We start from the raw sequence: 18,788 nt of genomic DNA on the forward strand, positions 1-18,788 counted from the left end.
CGCGAGGATCAGGCGGGGAACTCGGCGGGTTCGATGGGCCGCGCCTCGAAGAAGGTTTGCAGCACCACCGTGGTGCGCGTGTTCACCTGGGCGGCGGCGCGGATGTCGCGGATCAGCGCCTCGAGGTCGCGCGGGGTGGGCACGCGGACGAAGAGCATGTACGCCGCCTCGCCGGCGATCGAGTGGCAGGCCTCGATCGCGCTCAGGTGCGCGAGCAGCTCGGGGGCGTTGTCGGGTTGCGCGGGATCGAGCGGGGTGATCTCGACGAACGCGGCCAGGGGGCGGCCGAGGGCCTCCGCATCGAGGATCGGCCGATAGCCCTGCACGATCCCCCGGGCCTCGAGACGCCGCAGCCGCGACTGCACGGCCGAGACCGACAGGCCGACGCGATCGGAGAGATGCGACAGGGTGGCGCGCGCGTCGATCGAGATCTCGCGCACGATCGCGGCATCGACGGAATCCTCCAGTCGCGGTGCGCGGGAGGGGGCCTCGGTCATGCGCTCGACAGTAGCAGTGCGGGAATACGGCGCTCTGGCGCGTGCCGTAAGTTTTCCGTTAGCATGACGTTTTAACAGGAATATTTCCACCCTCGATCGGAGGATGCCATGACCATCGCGACGCCCACCCGTGCCGGCCACGAGCTGCTCGACGGACACACCGTCGACACGGTCGAACGGACCCCCGCATGGACGCAGCTGAAGACCGCCGCCACCGCCCTGCAGGCGCTGCAGGCGAAGGACGGCTCGATCGAGGACACCGCCGCCGCCTCCCCCCTCATCGACGAGGTCATCCAGTCCCTCGACGCGCTCGCGCCGCTCTTCCCGCACGATGAGGCGTACCTCGCCGCGTCGGTCGTCGACTTCCGCCGCTGGCGCGACGAGAGGCTCGGCGTGCCCGACTTCCTCGACTCCCTCGTGGCGTTCCAACCCCAGGAGCACCGGGTCGACGGCATCCGTCACCTCGTCGTCTTCCCGATGTACACCCAGAACGGCTCGAGCGACCGCCACGTCGAAGCCCTCATCGTCGAGGCGATCTGGCCCGAGTTCATCGCGCGACTCGAGACCGAGTACACCAACCGCCTGTTCGTCTCGCTGCGTCTCGTCGACTTCACCTCGGGCTACGACACGAACTCGGCCGTGCTCTTCCCCGAGACCGTGGCGATGCGCGAGATCCCGACCTTCACCTGGGGCGCGATCTTCCAGGACCGTGAGGCCGCGCGGTACCGCCGGGTGACCCGCGCCGCCGCCGACATCACCAAGCTCGAGCTGCCCGCCGCCGCCGCCCGCATGCTCGACGACCAGGCGCTCACCGAGCAGACGTTCGTGATGTGGGACCTCATCCACGACCGCACGCACATGCGCGGCGACCTGCCGTTCGACCCGTTCATGATCAAGCAGCGGATGCCGTTCTTCCTCTACTCGCTCGAGGAGCTGCGTTGCGACCTCACCGCGTTCCGCGAGTGCGTCTCGCTGCAGGCGCGCCTGTCCCTCCGACAGGCTGAGGGAGCCGAGCTGGACGCCACCGAGAAGGCAATGCTCGAGCACGCCGAACTCGTGCAGTACGCCGTGATCTTCGATCGCATCTTCCGCTTCGCCATCACCGGCTCGCGCGTGCGCAACTACGACGGCCTCGGCGGACAGCTGCTGTTCGCGTGGCTGCACCAGCACCGCGTGCTGCACTGGACCGACACCTCGCTCGCGTTCGACTGGGACGAAGTGCCCGCCGCGGTCATCGCCCTCGCCGACGCGATCGACGAGCTGTACTGGCGCTCGATCGACCGCCCCAAGGTTGCCCACTGGCTCGCGGCCTACGACCTCGTGCGCGGGGTCGTCACGCCCCACCCCGCCTCGGTGTGGGCGCGCGGACTGTCCGACGAGGTGCTCGCGGGACTGCCGAAGGGGTACACCGACGAGGTGCTCGACGACGAGTTCCCGCTGTCGATGTTCTTCGAAGCGCTCGAGAAGAAGATGCGCCCCGTGATCGCCTCGACCGAGGGCATCCGCGGCACGGACTGACGAAGGGGCCGACATGACCGATCGCACCGACGAAGGAGTGAACGGGCGGCTCGTGCTGCTCGCCGGCGGAACGAGCGCGGTGGGCCGTGCGAGCGCCCGCGCTCTCGTCGACGCCGGGGCGCGGGTGGTGATCGTCGGCTCCGACGCCGAACGGGTGGCCGCTGCGGCGGCCGAGGCGCCGGGGGCGTTCACCGAGCTGTGCGATCTGACGGATCCGGATGCCGTGACCGCCCTGCGCGATCGCGTGCACGCCGCGCACGGCAGCGTCGACAGCCTGTTCCCCCTCGTCGGCGGCTGGCGCGGCGGGGGCGGACTGGCCGGTCAGAGCGACGACGACCTCGCCTTCCTGATGCGTTCGTTCACGGCGTTGCGGCTCGTCACCCGCGCGTTCGACGCCGACCTGCGCTCATCCAGCGCGGGCCGCCTCGCGATCGTCTCGTCGACCGCGGTCGCCCGCCCCCTCGCGGGCGGCGCGAACTACGCGGCGGTCAAGGCGGCCAGCGAAGCGTGGGTCCGCGCTGTCGCGCAGGGATACGCGAAGGCCGCGCGAGACGACGCACGTGAGGTGTCGTCGGCCGCGGTGATCCTGCGGGTGCGGAGTCTCGAAGGACTCGAGTCCGCCGTGGCCTCGGCCTTCGTCGCGTTGTGGGACGACGCGGCCGACGCATGGAACGACGTCGTGATCGAGATCGGGGCCGGCGGCTAGGACGCGGACCGGTCGGGGTCGGACGGCTGGGCTGCGGCCTGGCGTTCGTCGGACCGCTCGGCTCCGGCGGCATCCGTCCCGCCCGTGTCGGCCACCTCGGTGTTGACCGTCGCCTCGCTGTACTGGCGCGAAAGGATCCGGTACGAGCGGGTCAGGAACGCGAGCGCGCCGATCACCACCATGACGAGGCCCGCGATGAGGAAGACGAGGGCGATCCCCCGCGACTGCCCCTCGCCGAGCAGCCAGCCCCACGTGGCCCGGCCGCTGTCGTCGTTCATGTAGGGGATGTTCAGGAACTGCGCGATCGGGGCGATGAGGAACGACGTCACCGGCGCGGCCGCCGACTCGAACGCCGCCGCGAAGCCGAAGACGCGCCCCTGCGTCGCGAAGGGCACGACCTTCTGGATGACCGTCTGCTCGGCCGCCTCGACCGGCGGGATGAGCGCCATGTAGACCCAGATGCCGAGGGCGTAGAGCCACCACCACTCGCGAAGGGTGAACACCGCACCGAGGACGCCCATGCCGATGACGATCCACAGCATCGTGCGAATGGGGTTCTTGCCGAGGCCGAACTTCGCCACGAGCCCGCCGCCGATGATGAACCCGGTGGCCGTGACCCCCAGCACGATGCCCCAAATCTGCACGTCGAAGAGCTCGAGTCCGTAGGGGTCCATCAGCGCCATGTAGACACCGCCGATGAGGTTGTTGAACGTCGAGAAGATGATCAGTGCGAACAGGCCCGGCGCGGAGCGGACGGCGCGAACGGCTCCGCGCAGATCGACCAGGGGCCCGGGCTCGTCGGCGGCCGCGGGGCGGTCTTCGGGGATGCGGATGGTGAGAAGATGCAGCAGCGCGAGCGCCGTGCACACGAGGGCGATCGCGAGCGTCCACCCCATGCCGAGGAAGCCGACGGACAGGCCGCTGAAGACGCTGGTGACGACGAAGGCGAGGCCCTGCACCGTGCCCACCAGTCCGTTGGCGTTGGCGTGCCGTTCGATGGGCACGAGGAGCGTCACGGTCGTCGAGAGCGCGATGTTGCGCATGTTCTCGACGACGGAGCCGGCGAGGATGATGCCGGAGAACAGCCAGAACCAGGGTTTGCCCAGGTCGAGCAGCGCCGCCTCGGGGAAGGCGAGCCAGAGCGCGCCGGCCAACAGGAACGCCGTCAGCGTGATGACACCCGAGAACACCATGACGCGATGTTTGCGATGCCGGTCGACGAGGGAACCGAACACCATCGCGAACACGGCGAGCAGCAGCATGTAGGCACCGCCGACGAGGCCCGTGGCCAGCACCGACCGCGTCTCGAGGTAGACCCAGAAGGTCAGGGCGAACCACAGGAAGCTGGTGGTCACGTTGGCCGCGGCCGTGTTGATCAGTACCGCCAGGAATGTGCGGTTGCCGCCGACGGGCGCGGCGGTCGCACCGTCATCGACGGCGGCGGACGGCTGCGGTTCGGACATGGGGGTCACGTTAGACCGAACCCCCGACATCGACCAGGGCACCACCGTCACCGACTGCCGCGCGTGCTCGGGTGGCCCGGCGCGCTCGAGCGACCCTGCACGCTCCACCAGCCCGGCGCGCACGGGCAACCGCGTGCGCTCAGTCGATGAGGCGGCGGATGTCGGCTGCAGTGAGACGCGGCCCACCCGCGATCGACTCGCCCGCGAAGGTCTCGCCCTCGGCGCCGTCGAGCACCTTGGCGAACAGCTCGGCCTTCGCCTCGCGCAGGGCCACGACCTTCTCTTCGACCGTGTCGGATGCCACAAGTCGATAGACGATCACGGGGCGCGTCTGACCGATGCGGTGCGCGCGATCGATCGCCTGCTCTTCGACGGCGGGGTTCCACCACGGGTCGAGCAGCACGACGTAGTCGGCCTCGACCAGGTTCAGACCCACGCCTCCCGCCTTGAGCGAGATGAAGAATGCGGGGTCGTCGCCGTCGCGGAAGCGATCGATCTCGGCCTGCCGGTGCGTCGTCGCTCCGTCGAGGTAAGCCGAGCCGAGTCCTGCATCGGTGCACCGCTGCCGCGCCGCCCGGAGGAACCGCGTGAACTGGCTCAGGACGAGCACGCGGTGCCCCTCGGCTGCGGCCTCGGTGACGAGGTCGACGAGGGCGTCGAGCTTGGCTGACGGCGCCTCGCCCTCGTCGGTCAGCGCGGGATCGAGCGCGAGTTGCCGCAGCAGGGTGAGCGACCGGAAGATCGCGAAGCGATTGCCGTCGACGTCGTCGAGCAGGCCGAGCAGGCGCTGGCGCTCACGATGGAAGCGCCGATCGTAGATCTTGCGGTGCGCCGGGTGGAGGGTCACCTCGATGACCTGCTCCTGCTTGGGGGGCAGCTCGGAGGCGACGAGCTCCTTCGTCCGCCGCAGGAGGAACGGACGGATCCGGCTGCGCAACAGCTCGAGGCGTGCGCCGTCGGAGTTCTTCTCGATCGGCGAGCGGTACCGGGCGGAGAAGGATTCTCGCGTTCCGAGAAGACCCGGGGCCACGAGCGAGACCAGCGCCCAGAGCTCCTGCAGGTTGTTCTCCATCGGGGTGCCGGTGACCACGAGCGTGAAGGGCACCGACAGTGCCCGCGCCGCGCGGTAGCCGCGCGAGGCGGGGTTCTTGATCTGTTGGGCCTCGTCGAGCACGACCCCCGACCACGCGACGTCGGCGTACTGCTCCTGCTCGAGTCGCATGAGGGCGTAGCTCGTCACCACGACGTGCGCGCCCTCGGCCACCTCGGCGATGGGTGCGGTCCGCCGAGCCTGCGTCGAGGTGACGACGGCGACGCGGAGTCCTGGCGCGAAGGTCGCGCACTCGCGAGCCCAGTTCCCCACCACGCTGGTGGGCGCGACGATCAGGAACGGCGCCGCGTCCGGGTCGGCGGTGCGCACGGTCTCCATCAGCGCGATCGTCTGCACCGTCTTGCCGAGTCCCATGTCGTCGGCGAGGACCCCTCCGAGGCCGTTCGACCAGAGGAAGGACAGCCAATCGAGCCCTGCGCGCTGGTAATCGCGGAGCGTCGCGCGCAGCCCCGGGGGCGGTTCGACGGGCACGATCGCCGCCTCGTCGGTCAGCCCGCGCACGCGCAGCCACCAATCGGCCTCTTGCGCCGCGATCATGCCGAGTTCGGCGAGGTCGTCCCACAACCCGACGTTGTAGCGGTTGATCGACAGATCGGCACCCGGCCGATCGGCGAGGGCGCGCGCTTCGTCGATCACCTCCCGCAGCCGGTCGAATGCCTCCGAGTCGAGTCGCACGTACGAGCCGTCGCCGAGGAACAGCGCGCGATCGCCGTTCGCGAGAGCCGTGTAGAGATCGGCGAAGTCGACCTCGATCTCGCCCACGCTGACCCGCGCATGCAGGTCGAACCAGTCGCTGCCGTCGTCATCGCCCGTCGAGAGGTGGACGGACGGTTCAGCGTCGGCCGGTCGATAGCGGACGGTCTCACCGGAGACCGTCACCCGGACGTCCTCGAGATCGCGGAATCGCGGAAGCACCTCGCCCTCGAGGATCGCCGCGACCGGGGCGGGCAGGATCGCGGGGGACGACTCCCCCACCGCCCGCGGATCGGGGAGCTCGAGGCCGAACTCTTGCGCCGTGGTGCGGACGGCGGCGCCGACGCGGGCCTCGTGATCCTCGTCGCGTCGCCCTCTCGTGGGGGTGCGGTCCCAGCGCATCCGGACCGATGCCCGACCGACCCCGTGCTCGACGAGCACCTCGAGCACGTTGCGCGGAGCCGGCGGGAGGTCGACGGAGCCGCTCGGCGAGACCACCGGGCCCTCGAGCTGCAAGCGGGGCAGGTACTCGCTCACGAAGGTGTCGGTGGCGGCATCGATCGAGAGGGCGTCGGGCTGCGCCAGGAGGGCGCGGACGGGGCCTGCGACCGGGGACGCGAACCGAGCCAGCGTGATGCGTTCGTCGACGCCGTCGCGGTCGTCGACGACGGCGACGGCGACCGCCGGGTCGCCGATCACCCACGACGGCAGGCCCGCAGCGTCGTCGGTGAGGCCCTGCATCACTCCGCGCACCTCCAGCGCGTCGCCGATGCGCTCGACGGACACCGCGGCGGTGACGGTTTCCTTCGGGATGCGCACGGGGTGGTGGGCTCCGCCGCCCGAGACGAGCGGCACCCCCGCCGCGATGACGGCCTCGAGCTGCAGCCAGAGCGAGTGCGGAGGGACCGCCGACAACGGCATCCATTCGTCGGAGAGGAAGACGCCGTTCGCGGAGCGGCCCAGGCGGCCGAGGCTGTCGAGGGCCGCGCGGGCACGCGGTTCGGCCGGGAGCGCGGGCAGGCTCGACCACCCGGCCCGGCCCTTGATCCACGTGCCTCGGGTGCCCCGGATTCCGGGGCGTACGGCCGGGGTGAGAGCCGCCCCGCGCCCGAAGCCGCCCGTGCGGCGCACCGAGAGGAACAGGCAGAGGTCGGCGGAGGGCTCTTCGAGAGCCGGGGGGACGACCTCGAAGAGCTCGTCGAGCGACCGCTGCCACGCGGGCCGGCGTGGGCGGCCGACCGCGAGCATGCGATCGAAGAGCACCAGGGCCGCGGCGCAGGAGTGCTCGCACTCGGGCCCGCGCCCGCACGAGCACCAGCCCGAGACGCGCGAGAAGTCGGTCGGCACACGCAGCTCGAGGTGCTCGTATCCCGTCGGACCGAAGGACTGCGCCGTCGCCACCACCACGCCGTCGTACGCCTTGGCGTCGCCCACCTCGACCGAGCCGTAGATGAGCAGCCGGTCGGCCCGGGTCATCGCGCCCGACGAGAACATCTCGCCGGCGATGCTGATCGCCTCGGGGTCCATGTGCATCCCGTCATTCTCTCCGGGGCGGACGACATCGGGCCGCCGCACCGGCGGAGAAGTGGACAGTCCGACCACATCTCCCGATGGGGAGGAGGGGTGGGCCCGGCGGTCGTTACGCTGGAGAAGTGACCACCCTCCACGACTCCTCGGTGCGCGGTTTCGCCTCCGACAACTACTCCGGCATCCACCCCGATGTCCTCGCCGCGATCTCCGCCGCCAACGAAGGCCACCAGGTCGCCTACGGCGAAGACGTCTACACCGACCGCCTCCAGGAGCTGTTCGTTTCGCTCCTCGGCGACGGCGTCGAGGCCTACCCGGTCTTCAACGGCACGGGCGCCAACGTCGTCGGCCTGCAGTCGATGCTCCCCCGCTGGGGCGCCGTCATCTCGGCATCCACCGCGCACATCAACGTCGACGAGGGCGGCGCCCCCGAGCGCGTCGGCGGCATCAAGCTGCTGACCGTTCCGACCGACGACGGCAAGCTGACCCCCGACCTCGTCGACCGCGAAGCCTGGGGCTGGGGCGACGAGCACCGCGCGCAGCCGCTGGTCGTCTCGATCACGCAGTCGACCGAACTCGGCACGCTCTACACGGTCGACGAGATCCGCGAGCTCGCCGCCCATGCGCACGGCCACGGCATGCGTCTGCACATGGACGGTGCGCGCATCTCGAACGCCGCCGCGGCCCTCGACGTTCCGCTGCGGGCCTTCACGCGCGACGCCGGCGTAGACGTGCTGAGCTTCGGCGGCACGAAGAACGGCGCGATGATCGGCGAGGCCATCGTCGTGCTCGACCCCGAGGCCTCCACCGGACTCACCTACCTGCGCAAGCTCGACATGCAGCTGTCGAGCAAGATGCGGTTCGTGTCGGCGCAGCTGGTCGCCCTGCTCGAGAACGACCTGTGGCTGACGAACGCGCGGCACTCCAACGCGATGGCGCAGCGGCTGCGCCAGGGCATCGAGGGCGGTCTCGCCGACGGCTCGATCCAGGGTGTCGAGTTCACCCAGCCGACGCAGGCCAACGGCGTCTTCGCGATCCTCCCGGCCGGCGTCGCCGACCGCCTGCGCCAGAGCTTCCGCTTCTACGACTGGGACGAATTGCGCCGCGAGGTGCGCTGGATGTGCTCGTTCGACACGACCGAGGCCGACATCGACGCCTTCATCGCGGCGATCGCACGCGAGACGACGGCCTGAGCTCGCGCCACCACGCAATCACGTCGCACCCAGGGCCGCGGCATCCGCTCCAGGATGCCGCGGCCCTCGTCGTTCACGCCCCCGCGAGCCAGGCCCGGTAGGCGTCGAAGGTCGACTCGCGACCGAGGAACGACTGCACGAGGTCGCGGGCGTCGCGGGTGCCGCCGGGCTCGAGGATCTCGCGCCGGTAGCGCGTGGCCGTGTCGACGTCGAACAGGTCGTCTCCGAAGGCCGACAGCAGGTCGCGGGCGATCACGAGGCTCCACTGGTACGTGTAGTAGCAGGCGCCGTAGCCGGTCAGGTGCCCGAAGCCCGCGTACGAGTGGGAGCCGTCGAGCGGGGTGACGGGACTCGCGGCGCGGTAGTAGCCGTCGACGGCCTCGGCGAGGTCGGCGGGGCGGTCGACGTGCAGGCGGTACGAGGTGGTGGCGTGCCCGAGCTGACGCGTGACCTCCAGGGCCCGGCCGAAGGCGTCGGCCGTGCGCATGCGCGCGACCAGATCGGCCGGGATCGGCTCGCCTGCGTCGTTCACGGCGAAGGCGGCGAGCGCCTCGGCGTCCCACGCCCACTCCTCGAGCAGCTGGCTGGGGGCCTCGACGAAGTCCCACTCGGTCGCCACGCCCGTCCACCGCGCCCAGGTCTGGTGGCCGCCGAGGATGTCGTGCACGAGGTGACCGAACTCGTGGAAGAACGTCACCACCTCGTCGTGCTCGAGCAGGCCGCGCGAGAAGTTGCACAGCAGCACCGACTCGGGCAGCGACCGGTCGGTGATGCCGGGCGCCAGGCCGAAGCACGCCGCGTGGTTGTACTTGCCGTCACGCGGGTGCAGGTCGAGATGGATGCGCCCGAGGCGCTCCGCGCCGCGCACGACGTCGTAGGTGCGCACGTCGTCGTGCCACGAGGGGGCGTCGACGGGGACGTACTCCACATCGAGCAGGCGAGCGGTGGTCGCGAGGACCCCCTCGAGCACGCGGTCGAAGCGGAAGTACGAGCGCACGAGCTGCGAGTCGACGTCGTACTCCTCGCGCTTGAGGGCGCTGAGGACGTACCAGAAGTCGGCGATCGTGACGGCGTCGGCGGTGGGCTCGTCTCGGCGGAGACGCTCGAGAACGCGGTCGTACTCGACGGCGGCGGCGGGAGCCACGGCATCCGCCACCTTCTCGAGGAACGCCCTCACCGCGGCCGACGACCCGATCATGCGGGTCTCGGTCTCGTAGTCGGCCCAGTCGCCGTACCCGAGGAGCTTCGCGCGCTCGGCGCGCACCGCCAGCAGCTCGGCGAGCACGGGCTCGTTCACGGGCCACGCGAGGTCGTTGTAGGCCCCCATGAGCTCGTGGCGAACCGCGCGGTCGCGCGCGTACTCGCGCACCGGCATGAGGTCGGTGTACTCGGTGGTGAGCGTCACCATCCCGTCGGCGTCGACCGGGTGCTCGCCGATGAAGTCGGCCGGGAGCCCGTCGAGCGACGACGCGGGCACCCGGATCTCGCGGCGGCCTTCGCGGATGTTGCGAGAGAAAGTCAGCGAGAGCTCGGTGTCGCGGTCGGTGAGTTCGCGCACGCGCTCGCGGTCGGCGTCGTCGAGGTCGACGCCGCCGCGACGGAAGTCGCGCTGGATCTGGGCGAGCAGACGCTGCTCGTCGGCGTCGAGTCCGTCGGCGGCGGCATCGGCGAAGACGCCCCACAGCGCACGGTCGAGCAACCGGCGCGACTGCACGGCGTCGACCGCCTGCGCCTGCTTCTCGGCGGCGTCTCGCACATCGGCGTCGGGGTGCGATTCACTCACCAGGTGCGAGGGCGCCGCCGCCTCGCTCAGGGCGATCTCGGCCTCGTTCCACAGCGAGAGACGCTCGCGCAGCGGGAGGTCGGACTCGGTGGTGAGTCGGGCGTCGATCTCGGCCACGCGCGCGAGGCGCTCGGTCGGGCGGTCTTCGGCGAAAGCTCGCCAGCCGTCGAGATCGCGCGGGAGGGTCAGGGGTTCCAGGGGAGGATGCGGCATGCTTCGACCCTAGGCAGGGCCTCCGACACAGGCAATGATCCGGGCGCACGGGCCCGAGCCCGAGGGGTCAGCGCAGGGCGCCCACTGAGGCGAGCGCCTGACGGATGAGGGTGCCGCGGCCGCCCTCCATCTCATCGGACAGGGCGTCGGATGCCGCTTCCTCGGGCGAGAGCCAGGTGACCTCGAGCGCGTCCTGGCGCGGTTCGCACGTGCCCGTGACGGGGACGACGAAGGCGAGCGCCACGGCGTGCTGGCGGTCGTCGTGGAACGCGCTGACCCCGGGGAGAGGGAAGTACTCGGCGACCGTGAAGGGTGTCGGCGAGGGCGGGAGCAGCGGGAACGCCATCGGTCCGAGGTCGTTCTCGAGGTGGCGGAAGAGTGCGTCGCGAACCGTCTCGCCGTAGCGGACGCGGCCCGAGACGAGGGTGCGGGTCATCTCGCCGAGGGGCGTCGCCCGCAGCAGGATACCGACCTGGGTGACGGCGCCCATGCCGTCGGTGCGCACGGGCAGCGCCTCGACGTAGAGCATCGGCAGGCGTCGTCGCGCTTCGGCGAGTTCGACCTCGCTCAGCCACCCCGGATTGGAGTTGGGCGCCGCGGGGGCACCCGAGAAGGAGGCTCCGAGCGACTCGCGCTCATCGCCGTTGTCACCGGGTTCGGGATCGGGAGTGCGCACGGGCATGCTCCCTGTATATCAACCGACCGGCCCGGGTGCCGCGTGTCCAGCCCACGGAGACCGGAACGGTACCGTCCGCGGGTGCGCGTCGGAGCAGATCGCCGGCCCCGGTGCGGACGATGTCGGAAGCCCTTGCCACAATGGCCGCATGAGTGTTGAGTCCTCCCTCGACCCGTCCGTCGTGCGGTGGTCGGTGCCGCCCGAAGAGCGCGGCGACCGACCGGTCCTGCTGTTGCTGCACGGCTACGGCTCCGACGAACACGACCTGTTCGGTCTGGTGCCGTACCTGCCCGAGGCCTTCGTGGTGGCCAGCCTGCGCGCCCCGCTCTCGCCGCCCTGGCCCATGCCGGGCGCGTCGTGGTACCCGATCGAGGGTCTCGACGGTCGTGATCCCGACGCGGTCACCCGCGCCGCTCAGGCGGTGCTCGCCTGGATCCGCGACGCCGTGGGTGATGGCCCCGTCGGACTCCTCGGTTTCTCGCAGGGCGGTGCCGTCGCCCTGCAGACCCTCCGGGCGGATCCGGATGCCGTGCAGTTCGCGGTCGTGCTGGCGGGGTACGCCGCGGGCGGTGAGCTACCGGGCGACGCCGTGCTCGGCGAACGACGCCCACCGGTGTTCTGGGGCCGCGGGGCCGCGGACGACGTCATCCCCACGCCTCTTGTCGACGCGACGTCGCAGTGGCTTCCCGCTCACAGCGACCTCCGCGGCCGGGTGTACCCGGGGCTCACTCACTCGATCTCGCAGGACGAGCTCGACGACGTGCGCGCCTTCCTCGACGAACGGCTGGCCGAACGCGCCGGAACCGACGCGAGCTGATCCCGGGGGTGACGCGCAGCCCGAGCGTGGGCTATCGTGAATGCTCCTGTCCCCGAGAACGAGGTCTCCTCCGGTGAAGAACGTCGACGCATCCGCGCCCCTGTCCGCGCGCTGACCCGTCGACCCGCCGTCTTCTCGGCATCCCTCCGCTGAGGCGGACGGGTCCGGTGTCCGCGCACCCCGCGTCATCGGAGTTCCGTCGTGTCATCTCTTCCTCCTTCCCTCGTTTTCGACCGTGTGCGCCTCATGTGGCCCGACGGAACCGTCGCCCTCGACGAGATCTCGGGGGCGATCGGGGTCGGCCGGACCGGCCTCGTCGGTCGCAATGGCGCCGGCAAATCCACACTCCTCCGGGTGGCTGCGGGGCAGCTCGCCCCTACGTCCGGCACGGTCTCGGCGTCCGGTGAGGTCGCGATGCTCCCTCAACGCCTCGCCGCCGACCCGCATCGTCCCGTCGCCGCCCTTCTCGGCGTCGAAACGGCTCTCACCGCACTCCGCGCGATCGAGTCGGGCGATGTCGCACCGCACCACTTCGACGCCGTCGGCGACGACTGGGACGTGGAGGCGCGCGCCCATGCCCTGCTCGCCGAGGCGGGTCTGCCGCCCGAAGCCCTCGATCGAACGGTCGGCGAGCTCTCCGGCGGCGAGACGATGATGGCCGCCCTCGTCGGGCTCCGCGCCCGCGCGGCCGACATCACACTCCTCGACGAGCCGACCAACGACCTCGACCGCGATGCGCGGGCGCGCGTGAGCGGTCTCGTACGGGGGTGGTCCGGCACGCTGATCGTCGTCAGTCACGACATCGGCCTGCTGGAGCTGATGGATGCCACCGCCGAGCTGTACGACCACACTCTCGATGTGGTCGGCGGTCCGTACAGCGCCTGGCGCGCCCACCGCGACGCGGAGCAGGAGGCCGCCGTGCGCGCCGAGCGCGACGCGGCCCAGTCGCTGCGGCGTGAGCGCCGGCAGCGCATCGAGTCGTACGACAAGCTCGCCACGCGATCGCGCGTCGCGCACAAGGCGCAGGTCGAGAAGCGGGTCCCTAAGATTCTCGCGGGAGCCCGAGACGACGCGGCCCAGGTGAGCGCGGGCCGGTTGAGTACCGAGATGAAGGGGAAAGAGGATGCCGCGCGCGCGGCGCTGAGCGAGGCGTCCGCCCGTGTGCGCGATGACGACGTGGTGCGCATCGACCTGCCCGATCCGGGCAATGCGACCGGGCGGCGGGTCATGTCGCTCGGCGACGGCGAGCGGGAGTGGATCGTCACGGGCCGCGAGCGCGTCGCCGTCGTGGGGCGCAACGGCGCGGGCAAGACGACCCTCCTCGAGAACCTCGTCGACTCCGCGGCGCCGGAGGGACCGGTCCGCGCGCGTGCGAGCGTCGAGCACATCGGCTACATGCCGCAGCGCCTCGACGGCCTCGACGACACGGCATCCGTCCTCGAGACGGTGTGCGCGGCGGCGCCGAGCGTTCCCGTTCCGCTCGTGCGCGATCGACTGGCGCGGTTCCTCGTGCGCGGCGACGCGGTCAGCCGACCGCTCGGGTCGCTGTCGGGAGGGGAGCGCTTCCGCGTCGCCCTCGCCCGCGTGCTGCTGGCGGATCCGCCCCCGCAGCTGCTCGTGCTCGACGAGCCGACGAACAACCTCGACCTCGACACCGTCGAGCAGCTCGTCGCAGCTCTCCAGGCGTATCGCGGCGCCGTGCTCGTCGTGAGCCACGACGACGGCTTCCTCGCGCGGCTCGGACTCGATCTGCGGCTCGAGCTGAGGGAGGGGAGGCTCCGGGAGAAGCCGGTCTAGGCGGGCGTTTCCGCGGCGGGCGAACGTCAACCCCGACCCGATGTCGGAGGTCCGGGAGAGGATGTCGGCATGGCCGACGTGTTGGAGAGATTCGGTCCTGCGACGCAGGACTGGTTCCGTGGCGCCTTCTCGGCACCGACCAATGCGCAGAAGGGCGCGTGGGAATCCGTGTCGTCGGGCCGCAACGCGCTCGTGGTCGCGCCCACCGGTTCGGGCAAGACGCTGTCGGCCTTCCTCTTCGCGATCGACCGAGTGTTCCGCGAGAAGGGCCCCGAGGTTCCGGATGCCGCTCCCGCACGCCGCGGCAAGAGCGTCGCCCCGAAAGCGCCCCCGACCACCACCCGCATCCTCTACATCTCGCCGCTGAAGGCCCTCGGCGTCGACGTCGAGCGCAACCTCCGCTCGCCGCTCGTCGGGATCGGGCAGTCCGCACGCCGTCTCGGCATCGAGGTGCCCTCGGTGACGGTGGGCGTGCGCTCGGGCGACACGAGTTCGAGCGACCGCCGCAAGCTCGTGACCGCGCCTCCCGACATCCTCATCACCACGCCCGAGTCGCTCTACCTGATGCTCACCAGTCAGGCGGCCGAGACGCTGCGCGGTGTGCACACGGTGATCATCGACGAGGTGCACGCGGTCGCGGCCACCAAGCGCGGCGCGCACCTGGCGGTGAGCCTCGAGCGCCTCGACGCCCTGCTCGACAAGCCGGCCCAGCGCATCGGCCTCTCGGCCACCGTGCGTCCCATCGACGAGGTGGCGCGTTTCCTCGGCGGGGCGCAGCCGGTCGACATCGTCGCCCCGCGGGCGACCAAGGCCTACGACCTCTCGGTCGTGGTGCCGATCGACGACATGCTCAACCCGCCGCCGCCCCCGGGGTCGCCGGCCCCCGACGAGGCCGTCGACGGCGAGTGGTTCTCGGAGCGCCCCGAGAGCACCGAGATGGCCGGGTCGGTCTGGCCGCACGTCGAAGAGGCGATCGTCGACCGTATTCTCCAGCGGCGATCGACGATCGTGTTCGCCAACTCGCGTCGCCTGGCCGAGCGTCTGACGGGCCGACTGAACGAGATCTACGCCGAGCGGCAGGGCATCGACGTGCCCGACCCGACCGTTCCCGCGGCGATGATGGCGCAGGCGGGCTCGTCGGCGGGCGTCGCCGCGATCCTCGCCAAGGCCCACCACGGCTCCGTGTCGAAAGAACAGCGCGCCCAGGTCGAAGACGAACTGAAGTCGGGCGTGCTGCGGTGCGTCGTCGCGACCAGCAGCCTCGAGCTCGGCATCGACATGGGCTCGGTCGACCTCGTCATCCAGGTCGAGTCGCCGCCGAGCGCGGCCTCCGGCCTGCAGCGCATCGGACGTGCCGGCCACCAGGTCGGCGAGGTCAGCCGGGCGGCGCTCTTCCCCAAGCACCGCAGCGACGTGCTGCACACCGCCGTGGTCACCGAGCGCATGCTCGCCGGGCAGATCGAGGCGATCTCGGTGCCCCAGAACCCGCTCGACATCCTGGCCCAGCAGACCGTCGCCGCCTCGGCGCTCGGTGCGATCGACGTCGAGGAGTGGTTCGACACGGTCAAGCGCAGCGCGCCGTTCCGCTCGCTCCCCCGCTCGGCGTACGAGGCCACCCTCGATCTCCTGGCCGGCCGCTACCCCTCCGACGAGTTCGCCGAGCTGCGCCCCCGCCTGGTCTGGGACCGCGACGCCGGCACCCTCACGGGTCGACCCGGAGCGCAGCGCGTCGCTGTCACCAGCGGCGGCACCATCCCCGACCGCGGCCTGTTCGGCGTCTTCGTCGCGGGAGAGTCGCAGAACGCGCGCGTCGGCGAGCTCGACGAAGAGATGGTCTACGAATCGCGCGTCAACGACGTCTTCACCCTCGGCACCACGAGCTGGCGCATCGTCGAGATCACCCACGATCGCGTCAACGTGCTGCCCGCCTTCGGCCAGCCCGGCAAGCTCCCGTTCTGGCACGGTGACGGCATCGGCCGACCGGCCGAACTCGGCGAGGCTCTCGGAAAGTTCTCGCGCGACATCGCGGGCGTCGACCGAGGCAAGGCCGAGGAGCGCCTGCGCGAATCGGGCCTCGACGACAACGCCATCACCAACCTGCTCGCGTATCTGGCCGAGCAGCGCGAGGCCACAGGGAGCCTTCCCACCGACAAGACGCTGACCGTCGAGCGCAGCCGCGACGAGGTCGGCGACTGGCGCATCATCCTGCATTCCCCGTACGGCATGCAGGTGCACGCCCCGTGGGCTCTCGCCGTCAACGCCCGTATCCGCGAGCGTCTCGGCGTCGAGGGGGCTGCCGTCGCGAGCGACGACGGCATCATCGCCCGGGTGCCCGATGCCGCGGCCGAGCCGCCCGGCGCCGACCTGTTCGTCTTCGAGGCCGACGAGCTCGAGCAGATCGTCACCGACGAAGTGGGCGGTTCCGCGCTGTTCGCCTCACGCTTCCGCGAGTGCGCCGCGCGCGCCCTTCTGCTGCCCCGGCTGAACCCCAACCGGCGGTCTCCGCTCTGGCAGCAGCGGCAGCGCTCGGCCCAGCTGCTCGAGGTGGCCAAGCGGCACCCCGCGTTCCCGATCATCCTCGAGACGCTGCGCGAAGTCCTGCAAGACGTCTACGACCTGCCGTCCCTGCTGCGGCTGACCCGGCAGATCGGCGAGCGCCGCATCCGCCTCGTCGAGATCACGACGTCGCAGCCCTCGCCCTACGCCCGCGATCTGCTCTTCGGCTACGTCGGGGCGTTCATGTACGAGGGCGACTCCCCGCTCGCCGAGCGTCGAGCGGCAGCACTGTCGGTCGACCCGGCGCTGCTGAGCGAACTGCTCGGCAAGGTCGAGATGCGCGAGCTGCTCGACCCCGACGTCATCGCGCAGTTCGAGCGCGAGGCCCAGCGCCTCGACCCCGACCGCAAGGCCCGGGGCGTCGAGGGCGTCGCCGACCTGCTCCGCATCCTCGGACCGCTCGATGCGAGCGAGGTCGCGCAACGCCTCGACACCGAGGGCGACGCCCTCGCCGAGGCCGAGGGCCATCTCGCGACCTTGGTCGACGACCGTCGCGCGATCCGCGTGACCATCGCGGGCATCCCACGGGTCGCAGGGATCGAAGATGCCGGTCGACTGCGCGACGCGCTCGGTGCCGCCCTGCCCGTCGGCATCCCGAACGCCTTCCTCGAGCCGCTCGCCGATCCGCTCGGCGACCTGGTCGCCCGCTTCGCGCGCACGCACGCCCCCTTCACGACGGATGCCGTCGCGCAGCGCCTGGGTGTCGGCATCGCGGTCGCGCGACTCACTCTGCAGCGCCTCGAATCGCAGGGGCGCCTCTCGAGCGGGTTCTTCCTTCCCGCCGCTTCGGCGGGCTCCGGGGCCGGTGATTCCGGACGCGGCGACGAGATGGAGTGGTGCGACGCCGAGGTGCTGCGTCGGTTGCGCATGCGCTCCCTCGCGGCGATCCGCGGCAGCGTCGAGCCCGTGTCACCGGCGGCGTACGCCCGTTTTCTCCCGGTGTGGCAGCACCTGGGCCGCCCCCTCGAAGGGGTGGATGGGGTGCTCGCCGTCGTCGAGCAACTGGCCGGAGTGCCCATTCCCGCCAGTGCGTGGGAGTCGCTCGTGCTGCCGTCACGTGTGGCCGACTACACCCCCGCGATGCTCGACGAACTGACCGCGACGGGTGAGGTCGTGTGGTCGGGGCACGGCACCCTTCCCGGCCGCGACGGGTGGATCGCGCTGCATCCCGCCGAGGCAGCACCCTTCACCCTGCAAGACCCCGAAGACGCCGACGACCCGGCGCCCGACTCGCTCGAGGCGCGCGTGCTCGCGGCGCTCGCGGGCGGGGGCGCGTACTTCTCGGCGCAGCTGCGACAGCTGGCGGGGGCCGAGAACGAGCAGTCGGTCAACGACGCCCTGTGGGCGCTCACGTGGGCCGGACGCGTCACCAACGACACCTTCGCCCCCGTACGCACCCTGCTCAGCGGTGGAGGGCAGTCGCACCGGGTCGCCCGCCGCGCCCCGCGCGCCCGCATGTACCGCGGCGCGTCCATCCCGCGCGCGACCTCCGCTCCCCGTCCTCCCTCGCTCGGCGGGCGCTGGTCGCTCCTGCCCGAGCGGGAGGCGGATGCCGCGGCCCGCGCGACCGCGACCGCGAGCCTGCTGCTCGATCGCTACGGCGTCGTCACGCGCGGGGCCGTGCAGTCGGAGGGCGTGCCCGGTGGGTTCGCGCAGGTGTACCGCATCCTCGCCGGCTTCGAAGAGGCCGGTCACTGCCGCCGCGGCTACGTCATCGAGAAGCTCGGCGCCGCGCAGTTCGCCGCGTCGGCGACCGTCGACCGTCTGCGCGAGTTCGCCGCGGTGGCCGATCCACCCCCGCTCCGGGCGGTCACACTCGCCGCCACCGATCCGGCCAACCCCTACGGCGCCGCCCTCGGATGGCCCGCCATCGAAGGTGTCACGCATCGACCGGGACGCAAGGCCGGAGGACTCGTGGTGCTCGTCGACGGCGAGTTGACGCTGTACCTCGAACGCGGAGGCCGCAGCGCCCTCGCCTTCACCGACGACGAAGCGCGACTCCAGGCGGCCGGGCGCCACCTCGCCGAGACGGCGAAGAAGCGGCGCCTCGACACCCTGACCGTCGAGCAGGTCAACGGCGAGTTCGTCTACGGCACCGCCGTGGGCCGAGCTCTGCGCGAGGCGGGCTTCGTCGAGTCGCCCAAGGGCCTGACGCTGCGCAAGGTCACCGCGGGAGACACCTTGCGAGAGGCCGCGCGTGCCTGAGCAGTCGCCTGCGACCCCCACCCACCGAACCGA

The 18,788-nt window shown here is 71.3% G+C and carries 11 protein-coding genes; 6 read left to right on the forward strand and 5 right to left on the reverse strand.

Annotated features, from left to right (window positions below):
• Positions 1-8: 8 nt before the first annotated feature.
• Positions 9-497, reverse strand: coding sequence for an Lrp/AsnC family transcriptional regulator (locus tag ABXS86_RS08205; protein WP_187358364.1), 489 nt, complete (start codon positions 495-497; stop codon positions 9-11).
• A 108-nt stretch (positions 498-605) separates the two neighbouring features.
• On the opposite strand from ABXS86_RS08205, the gene ABXS86_RS08210 reads away from it, so the two are divergent.
• Positions 606-2,015: a DUF6421 family protein gene (locus tag ABXS86_RS08210; RefSeq protein WP_353666178.1), complete on the forward strand. Its 1,410-nt coding sequence runs from the start codon at positions 606-608 to the stop codon at positions 2,013-2,015.
• A gap of 13 nt (positions 2,016-2,028) precedes the next feature.
• Positions 2,029-2,721: an SDR family oxidoreductase gene (locus tag ABXS86_RS08215; protein ID WP_353666179.1), complete on the forward strand. Its 693-nt coding sequence runs from the start codon at positions 2,029-2,031 to the stop codon at positions 2,719-2,721.
• Here ABXS86_RS08215 and ABXS86_RS08220 read toward each other — a convergent pair.
• On the reverse strand, positions 2,718-4,184 hold the full coding sequence (locus ABXS86_RS08220; protein WP_353666180.1) for an MFS transporter: 1,467 nt from the start codon (positions 4,182-4,184) through the stop codon (positions 2,718-2,720). The genes ABXS86_RS08215 and ABXS86_RS08220 overlap by 4 nt on opposite strands.
• A 139-nt stretch (positions 4,185-4,323) precedes the next feature.
• A complete protein-coding gene (locus ABXS86_RS08225; RefSeq protein WP_353666181.1) occupies positions 4,324-7,521 on the reverse strand; it encodes a DEAD/DEAH box helicase in 3,198 nt (1,065 codons plus the stop codon).
• Between the two features lie 119 nt (positions 7,522-7,640).
• On the opposite strand from ABXS86_RS08225, the gene ABXS86_RS08230 reads away from it, so the two are divergent.
• A complete protein-coding gene (locus ABXS86_RS08230) occupies positions 7,641-8,708 on the forward strand; it encodes a threonine aldolase family protein (protein ID WP_353666182.1) in 1,068 nt (355 codons plus the stop codon).
• A gap of 73 nt (positions 8,709-8,781) precedes the next feature.
• Here ABXS86_RS08230 and ABXS86_RS08235 read toward each other — a convergent pair whose 3' ends face one another.
• Positions 8,782-10,704 carry a M3 family metallopeptidase gene (locus tag ABXS86_RS08235; RefSeq protein ID WP_353666183.1) on the reverse strand — a complete coding sequence of 641 codons (1,923 nt, stop codon included), beginning with the start codon at positions 10,702-10,704 and terminating at the stop codon, positions 8,782-8,784.
• 67 nt (positions 10,705-10,771) lie between these two features.
• Complete coding sequence (locus ABXS86_RS08240) at positions 10,772-11,386, reverse strand: NUDIX hydrolase family protein (RefSeq protein ID WP_144829862.1); 615 nt, start codon at positions 11,384-11,386, stop codon at positions 10,772-10,774.
• 142 nt (positions 11,387-11,528) lie between these two features.
• Between ABXS86_RS08240 and ABXS86_RS08245 the strand changes: the two genes are divergently transcribed.
• The 3 genes from ABXS86_RS08245 to ABXS86_RS08255 all read left to right on the forward strand — a co-directional run bounded on the left by ABXS86_RS08245 (position 11,529) and on the right by ABXS86_RS08255 (position 18,755).
• Positions 11,529-12,197 (forward strand): alpha/beta hydrolase, encoded by a 669-nt coding sequence (locus ABXS86_RS08245; protein WP_353666184.1) that lies wholly within the window; start codon positions 11,529-11,531, stop codon positions 12,195-12,197.
• A 201-nt stretch (positions 12,198-12,398) separates the two neighbouring features.
• A complete protein-coding gene (locus tag ABXS86_RS08250; protein ID WP_409988243.1) occupies positions 12,399-13,994 on the forward strand; it encodes an ABC-F family ATP-binding cassette domain-containing protein in 1,596 nt (531 codons plus the stop codon).
• A 69-nt stretch (positions 13,995-14,063) separates the two neighbouring features.
• Positions 14,064-18,755 (forward strand): ATP-dependent helicase, encoded by a 4,692-nt coding sequence (locus ABXS86_RS08255; protein ID WP_353666185.1) that lies wholly within the window; start codon positions 14,064-14,066, stop codon positions 18,753-18,755.
• The last annotated feature ends 33 nt before the right edge of the window (positions 18,756-18,788 follow it).

It is taken from the genome of Microbacterium sp. che218, assembly GCF_040436305.1.
Lineage (GTDB): Bacteria > Actinomycetota > Actinomycetes > Actinomycetales > Microbacteriaceae > Microbacterium > Microbacterium algihabitans.